The organism is Pseudomonas sp. SID14000 (assembly GCF_002165135.1).
In the GTDB taxonomy this organism is placed as follows: Bacteria; Pseudomonadota; Gammaproteobacteria; order Pseudomonadales; family Pseudomonadaceae; genus Aquipseudomonas.
Map to the genome: position 1 here is coordinate 1 of NZ_NFZQ01000019.1, position 23,613 is coordinate 23,613.

Here is a 23,613-nt window from a genome sequence, read left to right on the forward strand (position 1 = left end):
GGCCTGGAGGAGTACATCCATTACTACAACCATGACCGCATCAGGCTGAAACTCAATGGCCTGAGCCCTGTCAGCTACAGGACTCAGGCTACTGGCTAAAACTGTCCAACTTTTCGGGGGCAGTCCATTCCTGTGGGAGCGGCTTTAGCCGCGAAGAATCCAACGCGGTGCATGGCACCGGCTGCGCCGGTGTTTGCGGCTAAAGCCGCTCCCACAGAGTCCCTGCTAATTCAATGAGTTATGTGCAACTCCATGAGAGCGGGCGTGCCCGCGAAGAGGCCAGCAAAGCCGGTATCAACCTTCAGCCGTAGAGCAACCGCTCCGCCAGCATCTGCGCCACCCGTGCCGGCGAGCGCTTCTCTGCCTGCGCATGGCCAAACACTTCGGTCAGCCGCGAAGGTATCCGCGCCAGGTGCGCAGTGATGGTGCCCAGGTCTTCGCCCCGATGCTTAAGCGCCACATAGATCAACCCACCGGCATTGATCACGTAGTCGGGTGCATACAGTATCCCGCGCGACTCCAGCTGGTCGGCTACCTGCAAGGTGGTCAGCTGGTTGTTCGCCGCCCCCGCCACTGCCGCGCAACGCAACTGCATCACGCTCTGCCCGTTCAACACCGGCCCCACGCCACAAGGGGCAAAGATGTCGCAAGGGGTGCTGATCAACGCATCGTTGGTTACCGGATGGGCATTGAATTGCTCCACCGCCAGCCGCACCCGCCCAGGGTCCAGATCGCTCACCAGCAGGTCCGCCCCCGCCGCATGCAGTTGCTCCGCCAACGCGTAACCGACATTGCCCAGCCCTTGCACCGCCACCCGCAGCCCTTGCAGATCATCACTGCCAAGGCGGAACGAAGTGGTCGCACGAATGCCGGCAAAAACCCCCATCGCCGCATGCGGTGAGGGGTCACCCGAGGCCGTGGTGCTGGTCACATGCGGAGTACTCTGGGCAATGCAGTCCATGTCCAGGGTCGAGGTGCCGCTGTCCACGGCGATGATGAAGCGCCCTTGCAAGGTGTCGATGAAGCGGCCAAAGGCCTCGAACAGCGCGGCACGGTTTTCCACATGCGGGTTGCGCATGATCACCGCCTTGCCGCCACCCAGTGGCAGGCCGGCCAGCGCCGCCTTGTAGCTCATGCCCTGGGCCAGGCGAATTGCGTCGGTCATGGCGCTTTCATCATCGGCGTAAGGCAGGTAGCGGCAACCGCCCATGGCCGGGCCCAACTGCTCGCTGTGGATTGCCACCACGGCCTTCAGGCCGGTGGGCTGGTGGGTGAACAAGTGCAGCGACTGGGTACGGGTGCTTTGCATCAGAGCGAACATCGACAGGCTCCCCTACGAGGTGCTCCTTCCAGTATAGGCACGGCCCTTGGGCTGGCGCCGCCGCCGGACCACTGGACGAAACCGCGCGCCACGGTTAATACTCAAGCGTGTGTGGAGAAGCCCCATGAAGCCACGTCAAGCCTGCCTGGCCTGCCTGGAACGCGAGCCCGTCGCCCTGCTGGAAGCCGCATTGTGGATTGCCGCCGAGCACGACCGCAGCGTCGAGCCCGCGGCCAGCCTTGCCACGCTGCATGAGCTGCAGCGCGAAATCAGCGCCAACCTGCCGATGCTGCCGCTGTGCGAACTAGCCCAGCCACTGTTGCGCCAACTCAATGCACTGGGCTTCCAGCAGGATGAATACCACCCGCTTCGCCCGCATGCCGCGATGATGGACAAGGTGTTGCAGCGACGCCGTGGCCAACCGCTGACCCTGGCCATTCTTGCCCTGGAACTGGCCCGGCGCCTTTCCATCCCCCTGGAGGGCGTAGGCTTCCCCGGCCATTTTCTGTTGCGCGTGCCGGGTGCCGACCATCTGCTCGACCCCTGTGGTGGCCGGCGACTGTACCCCAACGATTGCCGTGAGCTGCTGGCTCGCCAGTTCGGCCCGCATGTAGCGCTGACTGCCGAGCACATGTGCAGTGCCAGCCCGTTGCAGATGCTACAACGCCTGTCACGCAATCTGCGCCAGCTGCACATCAGCAACGACAACCACCTGGCGGCGCTGATCGATGCCGAGCGGGTCATGCAACTGGGCCCGGTGCAGGTCAGCGACTATGTGACCCGCGCCTCGCTCTACCAGCACCTGGATTGCCCACAGGCCGAGCGCTTCGACCTGGAGCATGCGTTACTGCTGACGGAAGACCCGGTCCAGCGCCTGAAGCTATCCGAGCGTATCGGCAAGCTTCCGGCGACGAACCGTTCCATTCACTGAGCCGGGCTGTCCGGCTGCCGGGCGGGGTGAGCCTGGGCGAACGCCGGGTGCCCGGCCGCCAGGGCGGCAACCCGCAGGATCCGCGGGAAGCTGTCGAGGTCGACGTTGAAGCGTTCGGCCGCATACAACTGCGGGATCAGGTAGACATCCGCCAGGCCCGGCTCATCACCGAAACAGAAGCCGTGATCGCCAATCAGTTGCTCCACTGCCGCCAGCCCTTGGCTGATCCAGTGGGCAATCCACTGGTTGACCTGGCTCTCGTCCTGACCAGCCTGGCGCAGCCGGTTGAGCACGCTGACGTTGTGCAGCGGGTGGATGTCGCAGCCGATGATCGCCGCCACGCCACGCACCTTGGCGCGCGCCTCCGCCGTGGCAGGCAGCAGCGCAGGCTGCGGATAAACCTCTTCCAGGTACTCGATGATCGCCGGCGACTGCACCAGCAGCTCACCGCCATCGGTGCGCAAGGCCGGCACGCGGCCCTGCGGGTTGACAGCGACATAGCCCGCACCGCGTTGCTCACCCTGCAACAGGTTGACCGGCAAGGACTGGTAGGCCAGCCCCTTCAGTGCCAAGGCAATGCGCACCCGGTAGGACGAGGTGGAACGGTAATAGGTGTACAGCTCCATACCCGTGCCTCCTCAGTTGGCCGCGATGACCGTGCCGCGGCATTCGCCGAAGCCGATGCTGGCCACGCCATCACGCGTGCAACGGGCACGCAGGATGATCTCGTCGCCGTCTTCGAGGAACTTGCGTACCTCGCCACTGGCCAGTTCCACCGGGTGCTTGCCACCTTCGGTGATTTCCAGCAGGCTGCCGAACGAACCGGGCGTGGCGCCCGACAGCGTGCCCGAACCGAACAGGTCGCCCGGTTGCAACTGGCAGCCATTGACGCTGTGGTGCGCGACCAGCTGCGCCACGGTCCAGTACATGCTGCGGGTGTTGCTCAGGGTCAGGCGGTGCGGGGCGAGGCCCTGCTCGCGCATTTGCTCGGTCAGCAGCAATACCTCAAGCTCGATATCGAATGCACCTGCGGCCTGGTCGCGCTTGTCCAGCAGGTACGACAGTGGCTGCGGGTCGCCTTCCGGGCGTACCGGCTGGGCACAGCGGAACGGTTCCAGCGCTTCGGCGGTAACCACCCAGGGCGAGATGGTGGTGATGAAGCTCTTGGACAGGAACGGCCCCAGCGGCTGGTATTCCCAGGCCTGGATATCGCGCGCCGACCAGTCGTTGAGCAGGCACAGGCCGGCCACGTGCTCGGCGGCATCGCCTATCGGGATCGCCTGGCCCATGTCGTTGCCCTGGCCAATCCAGATACCCAGCTCCAGCTCGTAGTCCAGGCGCGCGCAGGGACCGAAGCTTGGCTCAGTGTGCCCGGCCGGCAGTGTCTGACCCTTGGGCCGGCGTACATCGGTACCGGACGGGCGGATGGTCGAGGCACGGCCGTGATAACCGATTGGCACGTACTTGTAGTTGGGCAGCAGCGGGTTGTCGGGGCGGAACAGCTTGCCCACGTTCTTGGCGTGCTCGATGCCCACGTAGAAGTCGGTGTAGTCACCGATCTGCGCCGGTACATGCAACTGGCAAGTGCTGGCCGGATACAGTGCGGCCTGCAGCGCCGCCTGGTGTTCGCTGTGCTCGTCCAGCAGCACCAGCAGGCGCTCGCGCAGGGCAACGCGGGCACCGCGGCCGAGGGCGAAGAATGCGTTCAACGCCCCACCACGGGTGGCCTCGACCGCGGCCTTGGCGGCACCGTCGAACAGACCGGCGGCCAGCACCGCCTCTAGGTCGAGGATCGCGTCGCCGATGGCCACGCCACAGCGCCTGGCTTCACCCGGCCGGCTGAAGATGCCCAACGGCAGGTTCTGCAGCGGGAAGTCGCTGTGCCCGTTGGCGTGCTCGACCCAGCTACGGGCAATGGCGGTCTGGTTCATGGGTTATCTCCGGTTCGGGTTGAAGGTGCTCGGCAAGGTGGCCCAGCAACTATCGTAGTCGGCCTGCAACTGCGGGCATTCAAGGGCTTGCAGGCTCGGGCGCAGCACTTGGCTGGTCTCGAACATGAAGGCCATGGTGTTGTCGATCTTGTGCGGCGCCAGGTCGGCTGCAATAGCCTTTTCGCAGGTTTCGGCGTCGGGGCCATGGGCGCTCATCACCCCGTGCAGCGAGGCACCGCCCGGCACGAAGCCCTCGGCCTTGGCATCGTAGGCACCGTTGATCAGGCCCATGAACTCGTTCATCAGGTTGCGGTGGAACCATGGTGGACGGAAGGTGTTCTCGGCCACCATCCAGCGTGGCGGGAAGATCACGAAGTCCATGTTGGCCAGGCCATGCACGCTGGTCGGCGAGGTCAGCACGGTGAAGATCGACGGGTCCGGGTGGTCGAAGCTGACCGTGCCGATGGTGTTGAAGCGGCGCAGGTCGTACTTGTACGGCACGTTGCTGCCGTGCCAGGCGACCACATCCAGTGGCGAATGCTGCAGCTCGCAGGCCCAGTGTTCGCCGAGGAACTTCTGTACCAGCTGCACCGGGCCATCGGCCTCTTCGTAGTGCGCCACCGGGGTGAGGAAGTCGCGCGGGTTGGCCAGGCCGTTGCTGCCGATCGGGCCCAGGTCCGGGATGCGCAGCGGCGCGCCATGGTTTTCGGCAATGTAGCCGCGGGCCTGGCTGTCGAGCAGTTCGACGCGGAACTTCATGCCACGCGGGATCACCGCAATTTCCAGCGGCTCGACTTCCATCACCCCCAGCTCGGTGGCGATGCGCAGGCGGCCCTGTTCCGGCACCAGCAGCAGTTCACCGTCGGCGTTGAAGAACACCCGCTCCATGGAACGGTTGGCGCGGTAGATGTAGATGCTTACGCCGGTCGGTTTTTCCGCAGCGGCGTTGGCCACCATGGGCAGCCAACCTTCGATGAAGTCGGTCGGCTCGGTGGGGATCGGCTGGGGGTTCCAGCGCAGGCGGTTAGGGGTTACAGCCCCCAGCGGGCCGGTCAGCGGCTGGCGCGCCAGGCGCTCGAAGCGTGGGTGCAAGGCAGACGGGCGAATACGATACAGCCAGGTGCGGCGCTGCTCGCTGCGCGCCATGGTGAACGCCGTGCCCGAGAGCAGCTCGGCATACAGCCCATAGGGTGCCTTCTGCGGCGAGTTCTGGCCGACCGGCAAGGCCCCTGGCAGCGCTTCACTGGCAAACTCGTTGCCAAAGCCGCTGAGGTAGTGAAGGTCGGGTGACGTATCGCGATTCATCGATGCCTCCGGGCTCTGGCCGAGCCGTTGCTGGCAGCTGGCTGCTGGCCCGGAGCGGGGTGGCAGCGCGTCTGCATTGTTTTTATCGTAATCAGATTACGAATAACGTAATTTGCTACGGGCAATGCGTCAAGCTATAAAGGCGCGACTCGAAGAATCCGGAAGAAGATGTCCATGACCAAAGCCAGCTCCCCCGCCGACAACGGCAAGCAGAAAGTCCGCTCGGCGGAGGTCGGCACCGACATCCTCAAGGCCCTTGCAGAGCTCTCCCCGTCCACTTCCCTGTCGCGCCTGGCGGAACATGTGCAGATGCCGGCGAGCAAGGTGCACCGTTACCTGCAGGCATTGATCGCCAGCGGATTCGCCGAGCAGGATGCGGCCACCAACCATTACGGCCTGGGGCGTGAGGCACTGCGGGTAGGGCTGGCGGCGCTGGGCAGCATCGATGTGCTGAAAATTGCCGCGCTGCCATTGTCGCAACTGCGCGATGAACTGAACGAGAGCTGTTTCGTTGCCGTATGGGGCAACCAGGGTGCGACAGTGGTCAGCATCGAGCCGGCAGTGCGCGCAGTCACCGTGGTAACGCAGATCGGCTCGGTACTGCCGCTGCTCACGTCGTCTACCGGGCTGGTGTTCGCCGCCTACCTGCCCGAGCGCGAGACCGTGGAGCTGCGTGACCAGGAACTGGCCGCCCTGCAGCACAGCGCCGCCGACTACCAGGCGGTACTGGCGGGCATTCGTGAACGGGGCCTGCACCATGTACACGGGCTGCTGATGCCGGGCGTGGATGCGCTGTCGGCCCCGGTGTTCAATGCCATGGGGCAGATCGCTGCGGTGATGACCGTGGTCGGGCCTACATCGATCTTCCATGCCGACGAGCATGGCCCGGCGGCGCAACGGCTGCTGGCGGCAGCACGGGAAACCAGTTGGCGCATGGGCTACTCGCCCGCCGGCTGAGCTTCTGCGGCACTATTGCCCGATACGTAAAGGTGAATGTCATAAGCGACTATTTTTCCCACAAGATCAGGCGCTTATTCTTAACTCACTGGCCGGCATGAAGGGCTCTCCCCCCCGCCTTTCAGGCCTGCGAGGTTCACCGACGTAGATTTTGAAGCTCCTTGATCTAACGTCTCGATTGGCCGCTGCGGCTTGCAGCGGCCTTTTTTATCTGCCCTGAAAAATTCTTCGCCCGTGCTGGCCTCTTCGCGGGTAAACCCGCTCCCACAGAGATATCACTACCCCAGAGGCTTGTGGTGTACCTGTGGGAGCGGGTTTACCCGCGAAGAGGCCGGCACAAGCATACAAGTTTCAGCCCAGCGGATACTTCTGCAAGTTCTCCATCATCTGCTGCAATGCCTGCAAGCTGTCCTGCGGATGCACTGCCCCGTCGAAGTCGCCAATCCGTGCCCAGTTCTCCGCCACCTGTTCCGGGGTAAAGCCTTCACGCGGATCGAAGCCTACCCCAAGGCTACGCTCCCACCGCACCTTGCCCACCCAGCCGCCCCCGACTTCGAACAGCTCACCACTTCCCTGACACTGCTCGCTGCCCAGGTAAACCACCAGCGGGCTGACCAGTTCAGGCTTGAGCCGCTCGAACACCTGGGGCGGGATCAGCCCTTCAGTCATGCGGGTGCCACCCGTGGGGGCGATGGCGTTGACCAGAATGCCGTGCTTGCGCCCTTCGATCGCCAGGGTACGAGTCAGCCCATACAAGCCCAGCTTGGCCATGCCGTAGTTGGCCTGCCCGAAGTTGCCGTAGATGCCGGACGTGGAAGCGGTGAAGATCACCCGCCCCCAGTTCTGCTCGCGCAGGTGCGGCCAGGCGGCGCGGGTGACCTTGTAAGCCCCCTCGACATGCACCTGATAGACCTGCTCCCAGTCACTGTCCTCCATCTTGTGGAAGGTCTTGTCACGCAGGATGCCGGCATTGTTCACCAGCACATCGACCCGGCCGAAGCTGTCCAGGGCCTGCTCGACAATACGCGCGCCATGGCTGACCGAGTCATGATTGGCAATAGCACTGCCGCCGGCGGCGCGAATCTCCTCAACCACCCGGTCGGCGGCGGAGGCGCTGGCACCTTCACCATGGGTGGAGCCGCCGAGGTCGTTGACCACCACCCGGGCGCCACGCGCAGCAAACAGCAAGGCATGGGCACGGCCCAGGCCGCCGCCGGCTCCGGTGACGATCACCACGCGATCTTGCAGACGGACAGGCTCGCTCATGCTCATGGCTCCAGGCAGGTTCAGGTCAGCCGAGTGTCCGCCGCCAGCGGAAGGTGGACAATCAAGCTCACGCAGACTGAATGCCTGGCAATAACGCAGCGCGATGGTTATGAGGCCCTGTCAGGACCACGCCACTTTCGGCTGGTAGCAGTTCAACGGCTGCTCGCGAAAGGCCAGGTAATGGCGCAGCACCTGAACCGGTGCTTCGGTATGCGGGTAATGGCCGATGCCCTGCAACTGCACGGTATCCGGTTCCGGCACCAGTTGCCGGTAGCGCTCCACCATGTGCGCGCCGGACAGCGGGTCGACCACGCCATTGATGAAGCGCAGCGGCACCCCTTCGTGCTGCATCGCGCCAACCCAGCGGTCGCGGTGTAATCTGCGCTCCGGCACGTAACCCACCAGCTTGTGCAGGATGCGCGTGCCACGATTGGCGACGATCAGGCTCCAGAAGTCATCCAGCATGCTTTCACTGGGGTGGGTGCAAGGGCCGTAAACCTGAGTCACGCTGCGCACCAGGTCGTCGCGCCCGAACGAGCGCCCTACCAGCCAGCCCAGGCGGCTGAGCAGCAGTTTCTGGATCAGCAGCATGCGGCAGCTTTCGGGGAACAACCCGCTGTTGAGAAACACGCAGCTGGCGATGGTGGTGCGCTGTTCATGATGCCGCGCCAGCAGTTCCTGGGCCACACTGCCGCCGTAATCGTGGGCCAGCAGATGCACCGGCTGGTCGATCTTCAGTTCGGCGAGCAAGGCCTGCTGCAGGTCGGCCTGCTCCATCAGGCTGTAGACGTGATCGACCGGTTTGGCCGAATCGCCAAAGCCAAGCATGTCGCATGCAATCACTCGGAAGCGCTGGGTCAAAGGCCCCCACAGGTAGTGCCAATCCCAGCTGGCGGTGGGGAAACCGTGCAACAGAAGCAGGGGCTCTCCTTGCCCTGCGGTCCAGTAGCGGATGCTCTGGCCCCGGAAGGTGAAACTCTGTCCCCGGGTACGCCAGACGCACAATGGAATTTCGGCCATAGGCATCAGAACGGTCCCGGTGAAGTGGTGATGTCGGAATAGAGCAAGGCTGCGGTCATTGCATGTCACCTCGGCACTTACATGTGCTCTCTATGTCGAGGCTGAGTCTAGCCAGCAGCCGATGGGCTGGAACTTGCGTTGCCAGCCAGCTTGATGACTTGGCGAGTCAGTGGCACGAACGGTCAGAGCAGCATGGCCAGCAGCGGTGCCGCGAACAGATTCAGCAGCCCGGTCAACACCATGACCAAGCCCGCCACCGAGCCTTCCTCGCGGCCCACCTCCTGTGCCCGGCTGACCCCGGCACCATGGGCGCCGACGCCGAACAGCGCACCCCGCGCCAGCGGCGTACGCAACGGCAACCAGCGCAGCAACACGCCGCCGAACATGGCACCCAGCACGCCGGTGAACATCACGAACACCGCCGTCAGCTCCGGTACGCCACCCAGGTCATGGGCCAATGGCATGGCAAAGGGCGTGGTGATCGAGCGCGGCACCAGCGACAGGCTGGTCGCGCTGTCCAGCGCCAACATATGAGCCAATCCCCAGGAACTGGCGATCGAAGCGCTGCTACCGGCGACCATGCCTACCATCAGTGCCGGCCAGTGGCGCGCCAGCATGGCCCGTTGCTGCCAGATCGGCACCGCGAATGCCACGGTCACCGGGCCAAGCACACTCATCAGCCAGTGGGTGTTGCGGGCATACTCGGCATAGGCGGTGTGCAGCGGCACAGCCACCGCCAGCAACAGCACCGGCACCAGGATGAGTGGCGACAGCAGGTAGCGCCCGCTGCGCCGGTACAACCAGCGGCTGCCCAGGTAGGCCAGCAAGGTCAGGGCCAGCCAGAACAGCGGCATGGGTTCAAGGCTCATGACGCAACCTCCAGCGACACACCAGTTCCACGGTCAACGCAGTCACCACCATTACCATCAGGGTGCTTGCAGCGATCACCAGCAGGATACGCCAGCCCTCGTCACGGATCAGGGCGCCGTAATCGAGCAGGCTCATCAGCGCCGGGATGAAGAACAGCAGCATCTCAGCCATCAGCCATCCGGCGCCCAGTTGCAGCATGGCTGGCTGGAGCACACCAGAGGCGAACAGCAACAACAGCAATGCCAGGCCCATCACGCCGCCGGGAATCGGCCAGCCCAGCCAGGTGGCAAGCTGGCCGCCGAGCAGGAACAGGGCGCAGAGAATCGCCAGCTCGACGAGCAGGCGCAGGGCTTTTTTCAGTAATGCGGGTTTCATGGGGGGTCCTCGACAGGCCCTCATTTTAAGATTCGGCTGCCTAGGCCAGAAGCGAATTGTTAGACTGAACACCATTCCAGAATGGAATTTCGATCATGGAATTCAAACAGCTGCGCAGCTTTATCGAAGTGGTCCATCGTGGCGGTTTTACCCAGGCGGCACAGACTCTGCACATCAGCCAGTCGGCGGTGAGCAAACAGGTGGCCCAGCTGGAGCAAGATGTGGGCCAGCCGCTGCTGGAGCGCCAGGCTTCGCAGTTGCACCTGACCGCTGCCGGACGCATTGTGCTGGAGCGTGGCGAAGCACTGCTGCGCCAACGTCAGGCACTGCTCGGCGAACTGGACGACCTCAGTCAGATGGGCCGCGGCGAACTGCGCCTGGGCTTGCCGATGCTGGGCAGCAACGCGCTGTTCGCCGGGTTGTTCGCCGAGTATCGGCGGCGTCACCCAAACATTGCGATCCAGTTGCTCGAAGGTGGCAGCCGCAGCATCGAACAGGCGGTCAGGAGTGGCGAACTGGAACTGGGTGGCAGCCTGACGCCCAGTGATGAGGGGTTCGAATACCAGCCGTTCTGCAACGAACCGCTTGACGTCCTGCTGCCGGCCGACCATGAGCTGGCAGGCCAGGACGGGGTGGACCTGCAGCAGCTGGCTGATACCCCGTTCCTGCTTTACCAGCGCAGCTTCGTGCTCAATGACCGATTGCTGAAGGCGTGCCAGCAGCAGGGTTTTACCCCAAAGGAAGGCGGGCGCAGTGGCCAGGCGGACTTCCTCGCGGCGCTTGCGGCGGCGGGCCAGGGCGTGGTGTTGCTGCCCCGTGTGGTGGCGAAAGCGCTGGAGCGCCACGGGGTGGTGCGTTTGCCGCTGCGCTCGCCGGGGGATTTGCGTTGGGATATTGCGTTCATCTGGCGGCGCGGGGCGTACCTGTCACGGGCGGCGCAGGCGTGGTTGGCGTTGGTGAACGAGTGGCCGGTGCTCGACAGCAAGGAATGAGTTGCCCTTACTGGCCTCTTCGCGGGTAAACCCGCTCCCACAGGAACACCACAGCCTCTGAAATCTGTGCAGTACCTGTGGGAGCGGGTTTACCCGCGAAGAGGCCGGTACAGGCGAAAAATACCCGTCAGGCTTTAAGTGTACTCACCAACTCAGCCAACCAAGGCTCTGCATCCGCCTCCGGGGTCACCGTCTCGCTGGCATCCAGGCGCAGCATCGGCTGCACTTCCCGCACGCCCAGTTCGGCGAACAGCTCGCGCATCTGCTCGCCACCACCGCAATAGGTATCGCCATAACTGGAATCACCCAGCGCAATCACCGCACCCGGCAGACCACGCCAGGCCGCAGGCAAGGTATCGCGAATGCTGCTGTACAACGGCATGAGGTTGTCCGGCAGTTCGCCCATGCCCGTGGTCGAGGTCACGGCCAGCAAGGCGTCAGGGGCAAAACCTTCGAGGTCCTGCAAGGTGGCGCGCGCCGCATGCCAGGCCTCCAGGCCCGCAACCTTGAGCAGCGTTTCAGCGTGACGGGCGACTTCTTCGGCGGTGCCGTAGACCGATCCGGAAATAATGGCGACTTTCATCGAGTAGAGGATTCCGAAACTGAGTGAAAACGTAGGATACTAGCATCCAGCGCCGGCAAAAGGCCGCTTCTACCAAAGTCACCATCCTCAGCCCTGCTTCGCACCCTTGTTTATTCAATGGCCCGAACATGATCAACGCGCAACTGCTGCAATCCATGGTCGATGCGTCCAATGACGGGATCGTGGTCGCCGAACAGGAAGGCGACGATACCATCCTCATCTACGTGAACGCCGCCTTCGAACGCCTGACCGGCTACAGCCGTGACGAAATCCTCTATCAGGATTGCCGCTTCCTGCAGGCCGACGACCGCGACCAGCTTGGCCGCGCCCGCATCCGCAAGGCTCTGGCCGAAGGCCGCCCGTGCCGCGAAGTGCTGCGCAACTACCGCAAGGATGGCAGTGCCTTCTGGAACGAGCTGTCGATCACCCCCGTAAGGCACGACACCGACCAGCGCACCTACTTCATCGGTATCCAGAAAGACGTCAGCCGCCAGGTCGAACTGGAGCGGGAATTGGCCCAACTGCGCGTTCGTCCGAAACCCGACGAACGCACCTGAACCAAGTACGCCTGGCGCGGTCAATCCCGTTGAAGAAATCGCCACCATCGAGTTCGATCATGCAAGCAGAAGCGCTCCTGACCCAGGACGAGCTGGACTTCATACAGAACATGCAGCATTCGCCGCAGTTGAACCTGGCCGACCCCATGTCGAGCCTGCTGGTCAATGGCGACCGCCGCATCCAGAGCTTGCTCACCCGCTTGGTGGCCAACGAGCAGGTAACCTTGCAAGCCCAGTTCAACAACCAGCAGATCAGCTTCCCGCTGCAACTGGTGGAAGACGAGTTCCACGCCCTGCACCTGCAACTGGGCTCACCGGAAATCTACGAAGACGGCCCCATGCTGCGCCCCTGGCGCCTGTCGATGGACCAACCGAGCGCGCTGCTCGATGCCCACGGGAAGGAAAGCAGCCTGTGGGTTCGCGATATTTCGTTCAAGGGTACATTGCTGGAAGTCCGTGGCCTGCCTGCAGCGCCAGCCCGCTTCGAACTGTACTTCGCCCCTGGCGGCATCAGCCCTATCGAACTGCATGGCGTGCTTAGCCGGTGCATCGGCCCCGACCTGGCCGCCTACGACCTCAGCCAAAGCCCGGACGAAGAGATCGAACGCCTGCGCGACTACATCCTCCAGGCCCATCGCCGGGCCCACCCCGAGCTACACACTCAAGTATCGAGCTGACCGGCCAGAAACTGCCGCAAACGCTGGCGCATCACGCTGCCCTGCGCACCCAGGCAGGCAATCGGGCTGCCAACCAGGCTGTCCTGTGCCAGTTCCGCCGCTTCACCAGCCAGTAACAAGGGGCATTCCAGCCCTGCCACCAGGCGCGTCAGGCGCCGGGTGAGTTCCGACGTGGGCGCCTGGTGGGAAAAAAGCACCAGGGCGTCCGGCTTCAGGCGCTCGCAGACCAGTGCCAGTTCCGCCAGCGGCTGCCCGCTAGCCAGTGGCGTCACGCCAACTTCATCGCTGCCCAGGGTCAGGCTGGTCACCAGCAATTCCAGCTCGTGGCACTGCCCCGGCAACGGCGCCAGCAGTACCATGCGGCTGCGTGGTGTACGGGCAAGTTGCAAGCGGGCAAACACCCGGCCACGCAGGAACTGATCGAAAAATAGCCATTCGCTGGCCTGCCCGTAGCCGCCCTGCCCGACCGCCAGGTCATGCCATACCGGCATGAACACTTCGCTGAATACATGGTCCAGGGTGCTGGCGGCAAACACCTCATCGAACAGGCGGTCGAGGCTGACCAGGTCAAAATGTTGCAGCGCCTGGCGAATTTGCTGCTGCCAGCGCAACCAGGCATCCGCCGCACCACCTGCCTGCCCGGCAAGGGCATGGTCGCGCGCGAGGATGCTAGCGACCTTGCTCACCGCCACACCGCGCTCCAACCAGCCAAGGATGCGGCGGATGTCATCGATGTCGGCCTGGGAATACAGGCGGTGGCCACTGTCGGTGCGGATTGGCTGAATCAGGCCATGGCGGCGCTCCCAGGCGCGCAAGGTCACGGCGTTGACGCCGGTCAGGCGGGAAACCTCACGGATCGGAAACAGGTCCTGCTGCGCGAGGCCCGCATCGATTACCGCATTACGTCCCTGTTCGTTCATCTGCACGGGGTACCTTGTATGCGCAAGTTGAATAGCTAGTTTACTACGGCAGCACCAGACACTGGGCCACGACCGTCTGCCGGCTGACAGTTGCCGAGGATCGCACATGGGCGATAATCCGCGCCCGATTCTTGCATGCACACCTGCGTCGCCCACCACCCCGGGCCACACAGCCAAAGAGGCCGGCTACCCGCCAGCCCCGTTGCCAGGAGATACACGATGTCTACCCCACCCGTCACCCTGATGGTGTCGCGCCGCGCCGCCCATGGCCGCTACCAGGACCTGCTGGCCTGGCTGCATGAAGGCGAACAGCTGGCCACCGACTTTCCCGGCTACCTTGGCTCGGGCATCCTGGCGCCACCCCGCGATAGCGACGAGTTCCAGATCATCTTCCGCTTCAGCGACGAACCGACCCTGCATGCCTGGGAGCATTCCGCCTCGCGCCGGGCCTGGTTGCAACGTGGCAATGGCCTGTTCGAACGCCCCAAAGAGGCGCGCGTGAGCGGCATCGACGACTGGTTTGGCACCAATATGGTGCAAAAACCACCACGCTGGAAGCAGGCCGTGGCCATCTGGCTAGCTTTCTTCCCGGTCTCGCTGGTGTTCAACCTGGTGTTCGGCCACTGGCTGGCAGCACTGGACCTGGTGCCCCGGGTACTGCTCAGCACCCTGGGCCTGACGCCGGTGATGGTCTACCTGTTCATCCCCTTGTCCACTCGGCTGCTGGCTGGTTGGCTGCATGCATCCCCGGCCACTGCTGGCGCCCTGCGTAGCCGCTGAGGCCAGGCCGTACACACGGTAGACAGTTCGGGTATGCTGGGCGGCAACCAAAGTACAGACAAGTTGACCGCCCCGAACATGAACAGCCCCATTCTCGTTACCGGAGCCAGCCAGCGCGTCGGGTTGGCCCTGGCCCTTGAACTGGCACAGGCCGGCCATACGGTGGTCAGTGCCAGCCGTAGCGTCCGGCCCCAGGCGGCCCACCCGAACATCGTGCAGTTCCAGGCCGACCTGTGTCAGGCGGCCGACCGCCAGGCCCTGATCGACTACCTGCACAACCATTACGACGGCCTGCGCGCCATCATCCACAATGCCTCGCTGTGGCTCGACGATGGCCTCGACAACCTCGAGACCATGTTCCGCCTGCACGTCGAAGCGCCCTACCACCTCAACCTGGCCTTGGGCGACATGCTGAGCAAGGTGGAAAAGGCCGACATCATCCATATTTGCGACGAAACCTCTTCGCGCGGCAGCAAAAGCCACATCGGCTATGCCGCGACCAAGGCCGCGTTACAGAACATGGTGCTGTCGTTCGCCGAAAAATATGCGCCCAAGGTGCATGTGAACGGTATCCTGCCCGGGCTGCTGATCCTCAAGGAAGGGGGTGACGAAGCCTACCGCCAGCAAACCCTGAAAAAGGCCCTGCTGGAGTTCGAACCCGGCGCCGGCCCGCTGATCGAGACGGTCAAGTACCTGCTCGCCAGCCAGTACAGCACCGGCAGCCAGGTGGTCATCAACGGTGGCCGCCACTTGAAGAACCGCATGACCTGAGAGAAGCCCATGACCCCACAACAACAGCTCGAACTTGAGGCCGCTGCGTTCCGGCGCCTGGTCGAACACCTGCAAAAGCGCACCGACGTACAGAACATCGACCTGATGAACCTGTCAGGCTTTTGCCGCAACTGCCTGTCCAAGTGGTACAAGGCCGCGGCTGACGAGCGCCAGCTCGATCTGAGCCTGGATGATGCCCGCGAAGCGGTGTACGGCATGCCCTACGCCGATTGGAAAGCCCAATACCAGAAAGAAGCCAGCGCCGACCAACAAGCGGCGTTCGAAAAAGGAAAACCCCGTGACTGACCTGACCACCCTGCGCGCCAGCCTGGCCAGCGGCCAACACGTGTTTGCCGACACCCTGGCGTTCATTGCCGACAACTACAGCTACCAGCCACAGGCCTTCGACAATGGTGGCGTGGCGAATGCGGCCGGGCAGAACGAAGGTTCGTGCAAGACCCTGGGCCTGGCGCTGCTGGAAGGGCTGAGCGACCAGGAAGCGCTGCTGGCCTTCGGCGAGCACTACCGTGACGTGGTGGCCACGCCCGAGGGCAGCGACCATGGCAACATCCGCGCGCTGATCAAGCATGGGCTGGCGGGCGTCAAGTTTGCCGAGCTGCCGCTTGCGCGCAAGGCTTGAGATAGCCGGGGCCGCTTTGCGGCCCCAGATTTTCCACCCCACCATCAATCCATGATGGTTCCCGGCACCCCACCCGCCAACCCACCCTGCTGCAACCACTGCAAGGCCACCGGCCACAGGCTTTCGCGAAACCGGTCATGGAAAAACGCGAAATGGCCAATTTCATCGACCGAGATATCCACAGGCGCAATGCGCAGGTGCTGGCGTTCGCCGCCCTGCAAATAACCCAGCAAACGCTCGGTCGCCGCCACGGTACCAAAGGGGTCATCGGTCAGGCTGATGGCCAGTGTCGCCGCCCGCACCTGGGAGAACGGTGGTGCCTCCAGCGCACGCCCGCTGGGTCGGTGCTCATAGCGCGAAGTACGGGTGGTCCAGTCGCGCACCACGCCAGATGGCGTGTCCTCCAGCCAACCCAGGCGCTTGCCGGGAAAATAACCGAACACCCGGGTAAGCAGCGGCATTACCACATGCCACTTGGCGAACAGTTGCCAGCGCTGGTCAGCCGCGTAATCGCGCCAGTAGGCGAATTGCGCGCCAACCATCACCGCCCGGCGTACCTTGCTCGCCGACGGTGCCAGCCCTACTGCGCAGCCGCCAAAACTGTGCCCCACCACGTCCACCGGCTGGCCGGGGAAATGTTCAGCGGCGTGCACCAGCATGGCTTCGAAATCCAGCCGGCCCCAGTCGCTCCAGGATGCCTGGAAGCCGCGCAGCGAGGCGGGACGGGATTCGCCGATGCCACGGTAGTCAAAGGTCAGCACATCGCAACCCTGGGCGAACAGGTAGTCGGCGAAACGCGAGTAGTAGCGGCAGCGTACCGAGGTGGCAGCGTTGATGATCACCAGCGGGCGCTGGGGGTCAGGTCGGGCGTGGCGCCAGCGGAAGCCGCCGAGGCTGTAACCGTCGGCTGCGGTGTGGCGAAAGGCAGTGGCGGGCTGGGTGAGGCTGCTCATGGCACATTCCCTGTTGTCGTGCGCCAAAGCTAGCAAAGATTTTATAGCCTGTACCGGCCTCTTCGCGGGTAAACCCGCTCCCACAGGTTCCCCACTCCCTTCAGGCTTGGTGAGATGCCTGTGGGAGCGGGTTTACCCGCGAAGAGGCCGGTACAGGCTAAAGCCGATTACAGCTCGATGCAGTCGAACTTCACATCGGTAGCCACGTCTTCGTCGTAGTTGACGTCAGCGCGCTCGAAGCCGAACAGGTTGAGGAACTGCTTCTTGTAACCGGCATAGTCGGTCAGCTCGAACAGGTTCTCGGTGGTCACCTGTGGCCACAGGGCCTTGCAGGCATCCTGCACGTCATCACGCAGTTCCCAGTCGTCCAGGCGCAGGCGGCCTTTCTCGTCGACCTCGGCCGGCGCGCCGTCGGCACGGTACATGCGGTCACGGTACATACGGTCCAGCTGGTCCTGGGTGCCTTCGTGAACACCCTTCTCCTGCATGATCTTGAACACCATCGACAGGTACAGCGGCATGACCGGGATAGCCGAGCTGGCCTGGGTAACCACCGACTTCAGCACCGCCACGTTGGCGCCGCCCTTGATTTCGCCGGCCAGTTTCTTGTCCAGGCGCAGGGCGGTTTCGTCCAGGTCCTGCTTGGCCTGGCCCAGCGCACCGTGCCAGTAGATCGGCCAGGTGATTTCGGTGCCGATGTAGCTGAAGGCCACGGTGCGGGCGCCTTCGGCCAGCACGTTGGCGCCAGCCAGGGCGTCGATCCACAGCTGCCAGTCCTGGCCACCCATGACGGTGACGGTGTCGGCGATCTCCTGCTCGGTAGCCGGCTCGATGCTGGCCTCGATGATGGTGTCCTTGTTGGTGTCGATGGCGGTCGACTTGTAAGGCTGGCCGATCGGCTTCAGCGCCGAACGCACCAGTTCACCGGTCTGCGGCAGCTTGCGCACCGGCGAGGCCAGCGAGTAGATGACCAGGTCGACCTTGCCGCCCATTTCGTTCTTGATCAGCTCGATGACCTTGGCGCGGGCTTCGTCGGAGAAGGCGTCACCATTGATCGACTTGCTGTACAGGCCCTCGGCCTTGGCGAATTTGTCAAAGGCTGCAGCGTTGTACCAGCCAGCGGTGCCGGCCTTGGTCTCGGTGCCTGGCTTTTCGAAGAACACGCCCAGGGTGTCGGCCTTGAAGCCGAACGCCGCGGTGATGCGGGCTGCCAGGCCGTAGCCGCTGGAGGCACCGATGACCAGGACCTTCTTCGGGCCATCCTCGCGCACGCCCAGCTTGCGGGTGGCTTCGATCTGGTCACGGACGTTGAGCTCGCAGCCCTTCGGGTGAGTCGTGGTGCAGATGAAACCGCGGACCTTAGGATGAATGATGGCCAATGTCTGTACCTCGTCAGGTTTATGCCGGGGGAAGCGCCGCCATGGGCGATTCCGGTTGATCAGAGGGTGAGACTACCCCCGCAGGTTATCCGACACATATTACGGGGTGATCTTGGGGATGCAAAACCGAGGTTTTCCTTTGCCGTCCTCTTCGCGGGTGAACCCGCTCCCACAGGAACCGCGCAAATCCTAAGGGCTGCGCAATACCTGTGGGAGCGGGTTCACCCGCGAAGAGGCCGGCACTGGCAACATCAATCTGACAAGAGAGCCTCTTTCAGCCACTCCAGGAACTGCCGGGCCAGCGGATCATCCTGGCTGTCCCGATGCACCAGGCAAGCCCACGCCGGCCCACGCACGCGCTGCGCCGACAAAGCCTGCAAACGCCCCTCCTCCACCGCCCGCCGCGCCAGCAACTGGCTGACCAGGGCCACCCCCACCCCCTCGCTCGCCGCATCCAGCAGCAGCCCGGGGTCGGAAAAGTTCAGCCCCTTGCCCTGCTGCCCCACATCCTCGCCACCCTCCAGCTGCCAGTGGCTCCAGTCCATCTCGCGCTCGCCATGCAAGGTGGTGCGCCGCGACATCGGCGTTTGCAGCAACGCCGGGTGGCAGGCCGGGTACAGCTGGTCTTGGTGCAGCACGTTGAAGCTGCACTCGGCCTGGGCACTGAGGTCGTCGCGGATGGCCAGGTCGATGGTCTCGGTCGCCATGTCCGGCACCTCGAAACTGGTGAACAGCCACAAGTCGACATCCGGGCAGCGCTGATGAAAGTCGGCCAGCCGCGGCAGCAGCCAGTGCCTGGCAAAGGCCGGGCTGGTGTTGACCACCAGTTGGTTGGGCTTGCGGTACTGGTCGAGCCGGCGAATGCCCACCGCCAGGTGCTGCAGCAGCGACTGCGTGGTGCTGAGCAGGTCGTGCCCGGCGTCGGTCAGGCTCACGCTGCGGCCACTGCGGTGGAACAGCGGCTGCTCCAGGTAGGTTTCCAGGCTGCGAATCTGCTGGCTGATGGCCGACTGGGTCAGGTTCAGCGCTTCGGCGGCCTTGTGGAAGCTGCCCAGCCGCGCAGCGGCTTCGAAGCCGCGCAGGGCATTCAGGGGTGGCCAGTGTTTGAGCATGATTGATAAGCCCTGCTGATCAGATGTGCGCTAAATCTATCGTTTGTCGCAGGCCAAGCCTAGCCATAGCATGGACATCAACACCCGCGACGGCGGGCTTCGTTGATAAAAATCCTTAATTGATCGGAGTTCACTATGCACCTGTCCCTCGACAGCGGCTGGCGCATGCCCGCCGAATGGGCCCGCCACGCTGCCACCTGGATGGTCTGGCCACACAACCAGGCCCTGTGGGAAAGCGGCTGGCACGTGCGCCTGGCCGACGTACAGCAGGACTACGCCCGGGTCGCGGCGGCCATCGCCCGTTTCGAGCCGGTGAAGATGGTGGTCGACCCTTCGGCCTTGCAGAGCGCACGTGCCCTCTGCGGCGCCAATATCGAACTGGTCGAAATGGCCGTGGACGACAGCTGGTGCCGGGACAGCGGCCCAAGCTTCGTCTGCCACCCACAGCATGGCCTGGCCGGCCTGAGCTGGCGCTTCAACGCCTGGGGTAGCAAGTCGCAGCACGGCCAGGACCGCAGCCTCGGCCGGCGCATCCTCGACCACCTGGGCCTGGACGGTTTCGGCACGGCGCTGTGCAACGAAGGCGGGGCGATTCATGTGGACGGCAAAGGCACCCTGATCACCACCGAGTCGGTGCTGCTCAACCCCAACCGCAACCCTGGCGTGAGCAAGGCCGAGTTCGAGGCCTGCTTCGCCCGCTACCTGGGCATCCGCAAGACCATCTGGCTACCGGGCGACCCACAATACATCACCGGCGACATGACCGACGGCCACGTCGACGGTGTATGCGCCTTCGCCCGACCCGGCGTGCTGCTGGTCGATGCCACCCATGACCAGCATTCGGTATACGCCGAAGTCGTGCGGGAAAACCGCCGCGCCCTGGAACTGGCCACCGACGCGCAAGGCCGGCACTTCGAGCTGCTCGACCTGTATGAAGCCAGCGCCGCCGTCGACCAGCACGCCGAGGTATTCTGCGCCTCGTACACCAACTTCTACATCGCCAACGGCGCGATCATCATGCCGGCCTATGGCATCGCCGCCGACCAGGAAGCCGCCGCGCAACTGGCCCACGCCTTCCCGGGCCGGGAGATCGTACCGGTGCGCATCGACCACATCGCCCATGGCGGTGGCGGCATCCATTGCATCACCCAGCAACAACCCGAGGTGCAGCCATGAGCCTGCTGCGCATCGCCACCACCCAGATGCCGTGCAGCTGGGACCTGCCTGGCAACCTCGACCGCGCCGAACAACTGGTACGCCGGGCGGCCGCCAAGGGGGCCCAGGTGATCCTGCTGCAGGAGCTGTTCGCCACCCCGTACTTCTGCATCGAACAGGATCACCAGCACCAGGCCCTCGCCCAGCCCTACCCCGCCAGCCCTATCTTGCAGCGCTTCGCCGCACTGGCCGGCGAGCTGGGCGTGGTGCTGCCGCTGAGCTGGTACGAGCGCGCCGGCAATGCCTTCTTCAACTCGCTGACCGTGGCCGATGCCGATGGCCGCCTGCTTGGCGTCTACCGCAAGACCCACATCCCCAACGCCATCGGCTACCAAGAGAAGGAATACTTCAGCCCCGGCGATACCGGCTTCAAGGTCTGGGACACCGCCTTCGGCCGCCTGGGCATCGGCGTCTGCTGGGACCAGTGGTTCCCCGAGACCGCCCGCTGCCTGGCGCTGATGGGCGCCGAAGTGCTGCTGTTCCCCACCGCCATCGGCTCCGAGCCCGGCTGTGCCGAACTGGACTCGCGTGACCACTGGCAGGTGGCAATGCGCGGCCACGCCGCCGCCAACCTGTTGCCGGTGGTGGCGGCCAATCGCGTGGGCGAAGAAGTCGCAGCCAGCGACGCATCGTTGGCCATGCGCTTCTATGGCTCGTCGTTCATCTGCGACCACAAGGGCGCCATGCTCGCCGAAGCCGACCGCGACAGCAGTGGCATCTGGCTGCACGACCTGGATCTGGCCGGCATGCGGGAAGACCGCCTGAGCTGGGGCATCTACCGCGATCGCCGCCCGGAGATGTACGCACCGCTGCTGACCCTGGACGGCACCCACCCACACACCCTGAGGGCATGAGCATGAAACGCCACGTTCTGGCCGCCTTGGCGCTGGCCGTCTGCGCCTGCCAGGCTCAGGCCGAGCAGCCCGTGCTGCGCCTGTACAACTGGGCCGACTATTTTGCCGAGGACACCCTCAAGCGGTTCACGGCCGAAACCGGCATCCAGGTGATCTACGACGTGATGGATGGCAGCGAAGTGCTCGAGGCCAAGCTGATGTCCGGGCGCAGTGGCTACGACCTGGTCTTCCCCGGTGATACCGTCGCCGAGCGCCTGATGCGCGCCGGCAGCCTGCAGCCACTGGACCACAGCCGCCTGGAGGCCCTGGACGACATCGAGCCCGGGCTGCGTCAGCTGCACGCCCGGTACCCCAAGGCCAGCCAGGCGACCGTGCCCTACACCTGGGGCACCATCGGCCTGACGATGAATGCCGACAAAGTCCGCCAGCGCATGCCCGATGCACCGCTGGACAACCTCGACCTGCTGTTCAAGCCGGAGCTGGCCGCCAAATTCGCCGACTGCGGTATTTCAGTCATCGATTCACCCGACGAAGTGCTGGCAGTGGTCCTCAACTACCTGGGCCGCGAGCCACGCAGTGCCAAGCGCGAGGACCTGGCCGCAGCCAGCGAACTGCTCAAGGCGATTCGCCCGTACGTGCGCAAGTTCCAGTCGCAACCAGTGACCGAACTGGTCAACGAGAACCTGTGCCTGTCACTGGGCTACAGTGGCGACGTGATCCAGGCGCAGCGTACCGCCGACGCCGCGGGCAAGCATCTCGACTTCCAGTACCGCGTGCCGCGCCAAGGCACCACGGTGTGGATGGATACCATGGCCATCCCGGCCGATGCCAAGCACCCGGAATACGCCTATCGTTTCATCAATTTCGTCATGCGCCCGGCGAACATGGCGGCCATCAGCAACTTCACCGGTTACCCTACCGCCAGCGCCAAGGCACGCCAGGCAGTGGACCCGCGCATGCGCGACAACCCCGATATCTACCTCGACCAAGCCACCTATGCCCGGCTGATCCCGGGCCGCGATATCCCACAGGCCGACATGCGTGCACGCATGCGCGTGTGGACCCGCTTCAAGACTGCACAGGACTGAGCCATGCCAAGCCGTAGAACCTTCCTGCAACTTTCGCTGGCCGCCGGCCTCGGTGCCAGCCTCGGCCTGCCGCTGGGCCTGGCCCGCGCCGAAGAACCGGGGCGCTGGTTCATGCCGGACGAAGGCGAGCCGCAGCAACGCGCATTCATCGCCTTCGGCGCCCAGGATGCGATCTGGGAGGACTTCACTGCCGATGTGCAGGCCGCCCTCGGTCGCATCGCCCAGGCTATCGCGCGCTATCAGCCAGTGACGGTGTTCTGCCGGGCCAGCGAGCGCGAGCTGGCCGAGCAGCACTGTGCCAGCCAGCGCACAAGTTTCGTCGAGTGCGAGCTGGACGACATCTGGATGCGCGACATCGGCGCCAACTTCGTCGTCGATGATGACGGAGCCCTGGCGGCGGTGGACTTCAACTTCAATGGCTGGGGCAACAAGCAACGTCACCGCAACGATGCCCAACTGGCCAGGCGCGTAACCACGCTGGCTGGCGCCCGCTACCAGCGCAGCGATCTGGTGGGTGAAGGCGGCGCCATAGAGGTGGACGGCCACGGCACAGGCATCATGACTGAGAGCAGCTGGGTCAACGCCAACCGCAACAAGGGCTGGAGCAAGGCCGAGATCGAGGCGGAGCTCAAGGAGCGCCTGGGGCTGAGCAAGATCATCTGGCTACCGGGCATCGCCGGCCAGGACATCACCGACGGGCACGTGGACTTCTATGCCCGCTTCGCCAGGCCGGGGGTGGTGATTGCCAACCTGGATAACGACCCGGACTCGTATGACTACGCCGTGACGCACAAGCACCTGGATATCCTCAAGCGGGCCACCGATGCCGAGGGCCGCAGGTTGCAGGTGCACGTCGTGTCGCCGCCGCTGCACGGGCGGCGTAACAGGTTCAGCAAAGGCAATGACGACTTTGCCGCGGGGTACATCAATTACTTCGTGCTCAATGGCGCGATCATTGCGCCACAGTTTGGCGATGGGGCGGCGGACGAGAAAGCGCGGGGGCTGCTGGAGGCGTTGTATCCGGGGCGGGATATCGTGCAGCTGGATATCGATGCCATTGCTGCGGGGGGCGGGGGGATTCACTGTGTGACCCATCAGTGCCCGGCGGTGTAGCAG

The 23,613-nt window shown here is 64.2% G+C and carries 27 protein-coding genes; 14 read left to right on the forward strand and 13 right to left on the reverse strand.

Annotated features, from left to right (window positions below; translation table 11 throughout):
• Positions 1-99, forward strand: a 99-nt coding sequence (locus CAY82_RS22715; protein ID WP_140399069.1) for an IS3 family transposase, incomplete at its 5' end; no start/stop codon positions are given.
• Positions 100-301: 202 nt separating this feature from the next.
• Here the strand turns inward: CAY82_RS22715 and CAY82_RS22720 are convergent.
• Positions 302-1,321, reverse strand: coding sequence for a Glu/Leu/Phe/Val dehydrogenase dimerization domain-containing protein (locus CAY82_RS22720; protein ID WP_087503158.1), 1,020 nt, complete (start codon positions 1,319-1,321; stop codon positions 302-304).
• A 124-nt stretch (positions 1,322-1,445) separates the two neighbouring features.
• Between CAY82_RS22720 and CAY82_RS22725 the strand changes: the two genes are divergently transcribed.
• A complete protein-coding gene (locus CAY82_RS22725) occupies positions 1,446-2,252 on the forward strand; it encodes a SirB1 family protein (protein WP_087503159.1) in 807 nt (268 codons plus the stop codon).
• On the opposite strand, the gene maiA is transcribed toward CAY82_RS22725, so the two are convergent.
• From maiA to hmgA, 3 genes are read right to left on the reverse strand one after another with little or no spacing between them, the layout of a single operon-like run.
• A complete protein-coding gene (maiA, locus tag CAY82_RS22730) occupies positions 2,246-2,878 on the reverse strand; it encodes a maleylacetoacetate isomerase (protein ID WP_087503160.1) in 633 nt (210 codons plus the stop codon). The two genes, CAY82_RS22725 and maiA, sit on opposite strands and share 7 nt — an antisense overlap.
• A gap of 12 nt (positions 2,879-2,890) precedes the next feature.
• Entirely contained in the window at positions 2,891-4,183 is a 1,293-nt protein-coding gene (gene fahA, locus CAY82_RS22735; RefSeq protein ID WP_087503161.1) for a fumarylacetoacetase, read from the reverse strand.
• 3 nt (positions 4,184-4,186) lie between these two features.
• Positions 4,187-5,488 (reverse strand): homogentisate 1,2-dioxygenase, encoded by a 1,302-nt coding sequence (hmgA, locus tag CAY82_RS22740; protein ID WP_087503162.1) that lies wholly within the window; start codon positions 5,486-5,488, stop codon positions 4,187-4,189.
• Between the two features lie 174 nt (positions 5,489-5,662).
• Between hmgA and CAY82_RS22745 the strand changes: the two genes are divergently transcribed.
• Positions 5,663-6,445 carry an IclR family transcriptional regulator gene (locus CAY82_RS22745; protein WP_087503163.1) on the forward strand — a complete coding sequence of 261 codons (783 nt, stop codon included), beginning with the start codon at positions 5,663-5,665 and terminating at the stop codon, positions 6,443-6,445.
• A 351-nt stretch (positions 6,446-6,796) separates the two neighbouring features.
• Here the strand turns inward: CAY82_RS22745 and CAY82_RS22750 are convergent, their stop codons facing one another.
• The 4 genes from CAY82_RS22750 to CAY82_RS22765 all read right to left on the reverse strand — a co-directional run bounded on the left by CAY82_RS22750 (position 6,797) and on the right by CAY82_RS22765 (position 9,976).
• Positions 6,797-7,711 (reverse strand): SDR family oxidoreductase, encoded by a 915-nt coding sequence (locus CAY82_RS22750; protein WP_087503164.1) that lies wholly within the window; start codon positions 7,709-7,711, stop codon positions 6,797-6,799.
• Positions 7,712-7,831: 120 nt separating this feature from the next.
• Positions 7,832-8,737, reverse strand: a complete 906-nt coding sequence (locus tag CAY82_RS22755; protein ID WP_087503165.1) for an alpha/beta fold hydrolase — start codon at positions 8,735-8,737, stop codon at positions 7,832-7,834.
• 176 nt (positions 8,738-8,913) lie between these two features.
• The gene (locus tag CAY82_RS22760; protein ID WP_024087732.1) at positions 8,914-9,600 is read right to left on the reverse strand and encodes an LrgB family protein; all 687 of its coding nucleotides are present in this window, start codon (positions 9,598-9,600) and stop codon (positions 8,914-8,916) included.
• Complete coding sequence (locus tag CAY82_RS22765; protein WP_087503166.1) at positions 9,590-9,976, reverse strand: CidA/LrgA family protein; 387 nt, start codon at positions 9,974-9,976, stop codon at positions 9,590-9,592. The genes CAY82_RS22760 and CAY82_RS22765 overlap by 11 nt, the downstream gene beginning before the upstream one ends.
• A 95-nt stretch (positions 9,977-10,071) precedes the next feature.
• On the opposite strand from CAY82_RS22765, the gene CAY82_RS22770 reads away from it, so the two are divergent.
• The gene (locus tag CAY82_RS22770; protein ID WP_087503167.1) at positions 10,072-10,968 is read left to right on the forward strand and encodes a LysR family transcriptional regulator; all 897 of its coding nucleotides are present in this window, start codon (positions 10,072-10,074) and stop codon (positions 10,966-10,968) included.
• Positions 10,969-11,095: 127 nt separating this feature from the next.
• Here the strand turns inward: CAY82_RS22770 and CAY82_RS22780 are convergent, their stop codons facing one another.
• The gene (locus tag CAY82_RS22780) at positions 11,096-11,551 is read right to left on the reverse strand and encodes a flavodoxin (protein ID WP_087503168.1); all 456 of its coding nucleotides are present in this window, start codon (positions 11,549-11,551) and stop codon (positions 11,096-11,098) included.
• A 128-nt stretch (positions 11,552-11,679) separates the two neighbouring features.
• Between CAY82_RS22780 and CAY82_RS22785 the strand changes: the two genes are divergently transcribed.
• Together CAY82_RS22785 and CAY82_RS22790 are read left to right on the forward strand one after the other, a co-directional pair.
• Positions 11,680-12,108, forward strand: coding sequence for a PAS domain S-box protein (locus CAY82_RS22785; RefSeq protein WP_087503169.1), 429 nt, complete (start codon positions 11,680-11,682; stop codon positions 12,106-12,108).
• Positions 12,109-12,167: 59 nt separating this feature from the next.
• Complete coding sequence (locus CAY82_RS22790; RefSeq protein ID WP_087503170.1) at positions 12,168-12,785, forward strand: hypothetical protein; 618 nt, start codon at positions 12,168-12,170, stop codon at positions 12,783-12,785.
• On the opposite strand, the gene CAY82_RS22795 is transcribed toward CAY82_RS22790, so the two are convergent.
• Positions 12,770-13,705, reverse strand: coding sequence for a MerR family transcriptional regulator (locus CAY82_RS22795; RefSeq protein ID WP_087503171.1), 936 nt, complete (start codon positions 13,703-13,705; stop codon positions 12,770-12,772). The two genes, CAY82_RS22790 and CAY82_RS22795, sit on opposite strands and share 16 nt — an antisense overlap.
• A gap of 219 nt (positions 13,706-13,924) precedes the next feature.
• Between CAY82_RS22795 and CAY82_RS22800 the strand changes: the two genes are divergently transcribed.
• Genes CAY82_RS22800 through CAY82_RS22815 form a run of 4 tightly spaced genes read left to right on the forward strand, consistent with a single transcriptional unit; the run spans position 13,925 to position 15,896 of the window.
• A complete protein-coding gene (locus CAY82_RS22800; protein WP_087503172.1) occupies positions 13,925-14,485 on the forward strand; it encodes an antibiotic biosynthesis monooxygenase in 561 nt (186 codons plus the stop codon).
• A 33-nt stretch (positions 14,486-14,518) separates the two neighbouring features.
• Positions 14,519-15,256, forward strand: coding sequence for a dihydromonapterin reductase (folM, locus tag CAY82_RS22805; RefSeq protein WP_087503173.1), 738 nt, complete (start codon positions 14,519-14,521; stop codon positions 15,254-15,256).
• A 9-nt stretch (positions 15,257-15,265) separates the two neighbouring features.
• Entirely contained in the window at positions 15,266-15,562 is a 297-nt protein-coding gene (locus CAY82_RS22810) for a DUF1244 domain-containing protein (protein ID WP_087503174.1), read from the forward strand.
• Complete coding sequence (locus tag CAY82_RS22815; RefSeq protein WP_087503175.1) at positions 15,555-15,896, forward strand: HopJ type III effector protein; 342 nt, start codon at positions 15,555-15,557, stop codon at positions 15,894-15,896. The genes CAY82_RS22810 and CAY82_RS22815 overlap by 8 nt, the downstream gene beginning before the upstream one ends.
• 44 nt (positions 15,897-15,940) lie before the next feature.
• Here the strand turns inward: CAY82_RS22815 and CAY82_RS22820 are convergent, their stop codons facing one another.
• From CAY82_RS22820 to CAY82_RS22830, 3 genes are all read right to left on the reverse strand, one after another.
• Positions 15,941-16,849 carry an alpha/beta fold hydrolase gene (locus CAY82_RS22820; protein WP_087503176.1) on the reverse strand — a complete coding sequence of 303 codons (909 nt, stop codon included), beginning with the start codon at positions 16,847-16,849 and terminating at the stop codon, positions 15,941-15,943.
• 167 nt (positions 16,850-17,016) lie between these two features.
• A complete protein-coding gene (fabV, locus tag CAY82_RS22825) occupies positions 17,017-18,228 on the reverse strand; it encodes an enoyl-ACP reductase FabV (protein WP_087503177.1) in 1,212 nt (403 codons plus the stop codon).
• 251 nt (positions 18,229-18,479) lie between these two features.
• The gene (locus tag CAY82_RS22830; RefSeq protein ID WP_087503178.1) at positions 18,480-19,340 is read right to left on the reverse strand and encodes a LysR substrate-binding domain-containing protein; all 861 of its coding nucleotides are present in this window, start codon (positions 19,338-19,340) and stop codon (positions 18,480-18,482) included.
• A gap of 135 nt (positions 19,341-19,475) precedes the next feature.
• Between CAY82_RS22830 and CAY82_RS22835 the strand changes: the two genes are divergently transcribed.
• From CAY82_RS22835 to CAY82_RS22850, 4 genes are read left to right on the forward strand one after another with little or no spacing between them, the layout of a single operon-like run.
• Complete coding sequence (locus CAY82_RS22835; RefSeq protein WP_087503179.1) at positions 19,476-20,516, forward strand: agmatine/peptidylarginine deiminase; 1,041 nt, start codon at positions 19,476-19,478, stop codon at positions 20,514-20,516.
• The gene (aguB, locus tag CAY82_RS22840; protein WP_087503180.1) at positions 20,513-21,409 is read left to right on the forward strand and encodes an N-carbamoylputrescine amidase; all 897 of its coding nucleotides are present in this window, start codon (positions 20,513-20,515) and stop codon (positions 21,407-21,409) included. The genes CAY82_RS22835 and aguB overlap by 4 nt, the downstream gene beginning before the upstream one ends.
• Before the next feature lie 2 nt (positions 21,410-21,411).
• Positions 21,412-22,497 carry an extracellular solute-binding protein gene (locus CAY82_RS22845; protein WP_087503181.1) on the forward strand — a complete coding sequence of 362 codons (1,086 nt, stop codon included), beginning with the start codon at positions 21,412-21,414 and terminating at the stop codon, positions 22,495-22,497.
• Between the two features lie 3 nt (positions 22,498-22,500).
• Positions 22,501-23,610, forward strand: a complete 1,110-nt coding sequence (locus CAY82_RS22850; protein WP_087503182.1) for an agmatine/peptidylarginine deiminase — start codon at positions 22,501-22,503, stop codon at positions 23,608-23,610.
• Positions 23,611-23,613: the final 3 nt, after the last annotated feature.

What these genes read in the sequence shown, in the direction of transcription:
- maiA (WP_087503160.1), bottom strand. Translation starts at nt 2,878, where the DNA reads ATGGAGCTGTACACCTATTACCGTTCCACCTCGTCCTACCGGGTGCGC.
- hmgA (WP_087503162.1), bottom strand. Translation starts at nt 5,488, where the DNA reads ATGAATCGCGATACGTCACCCGACCTTCACTACCTCAGCGGCTTTGGC.
- CAY82_RS22745 (WP_087503163.1), top strand. Translation starts at nt 5,663, where the DNA reads ATGACCAAAGCCAGCTCCCCCGCCGACAACGGCAAGCAGAAAGTCCGC.
- CAY82_RS22765 (WP_087503166.1), bottom strand. Translation starts at nt 9,976, where the DNA reads ATGAAACCCGCATTACTGAAAAAAGCCCTGCGCCTGCTCGTCGAGCTG.
- CAY82_RS22720 (WP_087503158.1), bottom strand. Translation starts at nt 1,321, where the DNA reads ATGTTCGCTCTGATGCAAAGCACCCGTACCCAGTCGCTGCACTTGTTC.
- CAY82_RS22780 (WP_087503168.1), bottom strand. Translation starts at nt 11,551, where the DNA reads ATGAAAGTCGCCATTATTTCCGGATCGGTCTACGGCACCGCCGAAGAA.
- CAY82_RS22820 (WP_087503176.1), bottom strand. Translation starts at nt 16,849, where the DNA reads ATGAGCAGCCTCACCCAGCCCGCCACTGCCTTTCGCCACACCGCAGCC.
- CAY82_RS22810 (WP_087503174.1), top strand. Translation starts at nt 15,266, where the DNA reads ATGACCCCACAACAACAGCTCGAACTTGAGGCCGCTGCGTTCCGGCGC.
- CAY82_RS22850 (WP_087503182.1), top strand. Translation starts at nt 22,501, where the DNA reads ATGCCAAGCCGTAGAACCTTCCTGCAACTTTCGCTGGCCGCCGGCCTC.
- aguB (WP_087503180.1), top strand. Translation starts at nt 20,513, where the DNA reads ATGAGCCTGCTGCGCATCGCCACCACCCAGATGCCGTGCAGCTGGGAC.
- CAY82_RS22800 (WP_087503172.1), top strand. Translation starts at nt 13,925, where the DNA reads ATGTCTACCCCACCCGTCACCCTGATGGTGTCGCGCCGCGCCGCCCAT.
- CAY82_RS22770 (WP_087503167.1), top strand. Translation starts at nt 10,072, where the DNA reads ATGGAATTCAAACAGCTGCGCAGCTTTATCGAAGTGGTCCATCGTGGC.
- CAY82_RS22750 (WP_087503164.1), bottom strand. Translation starts at nt 7,711, where the DNA reads ATGAGCGAGCCTGTCCGTCTGCAAGATCGCGTGGTGATCGTCACCGGA.
- CAY82_RS22755 (WP_087503165.1), bottom strand. Translation starts at nt 8,737, where the DNA reads ATGCCTATGGCCGAAATTCCATTGTGCGTCTGGCGTACCCGGGGACAG.
- CAY82_RS22725 (WP_087503159.1), top strand. Translation starts at nt 1,446, where the DNA reads ATGAAGCCACGTCAAGCCTGCCTGGCCTGCCTGGAACGCGAGCCCGTC.
- CAY82_RS22790 (WP_087503170.1), top strand. Translation starts at nt 12,168, where the DNA reads ATGCAAGCAGAAGCGCTCCTGACCCAGGACGAGCTGGACTTCATACAG.
- CAY82_RS22830 (WP_087503178.1), bottom strand. Translation starts at nt 19,340, where the DNA reads ATGCTCAAACACTGGCCACCCCTGAATGCCCTGCGCGGCTTCGAAGCC.
- CAY82_RS22760 (WP_024087732.1), bottom strand. Translation starts at nt 9,600, where the DNA reads ATGAGCCTTGAACCCATGCCGCTGTTCTGGCTGGCCCTGACCTTGCTG.
- folM (WP_087503173.1), top strand. Translation starts at nt 14,519, where the DNA reads ATGCTGGGCGGCAACCAAAGTACAGACAAGTTGACCGCCCCGAACATG.
- CAY82_RS22785 (WP_087503169.1), top strand. Translation starts at nt 11,680, where the DNA reads ATGATCAACGCGCAACTGCTGCAATCCATGGTCGATGCGTCCAATGAC.
- CAY82_RS22795 (WP_087503171.1), bottom strand. Translation starts at nt 13,705, where the DNA reads ATGAACGAACAGGGACGTAATGCGGTAATCGATGCGGGCCTCGCGCAG.
- CAY82_RS22845 (WP_087503181.1), top strand. Translation starts at nt 21,412, where the DNA reads ATGAAACGCCACGTTCTGGCCGCCTTGGCGCTGGCCGTCTGCGCCTGC.
- CAY82_RS22835 (WP_087503179.1), top strand. Translation starts at nt 19,476, where the DNA reads ATGCACCTGTCCCTCGACAGCGGCTGGCGCATGCCCGCCGAATGGGCC.
- fahA (WP_087503161.1), bottom strand. Translation starts at nt 4,183, where the DNA reads ATGAACCAGACCGCCATTGCCCGTAGCTGGGTCGAGCACGCCAACGGG.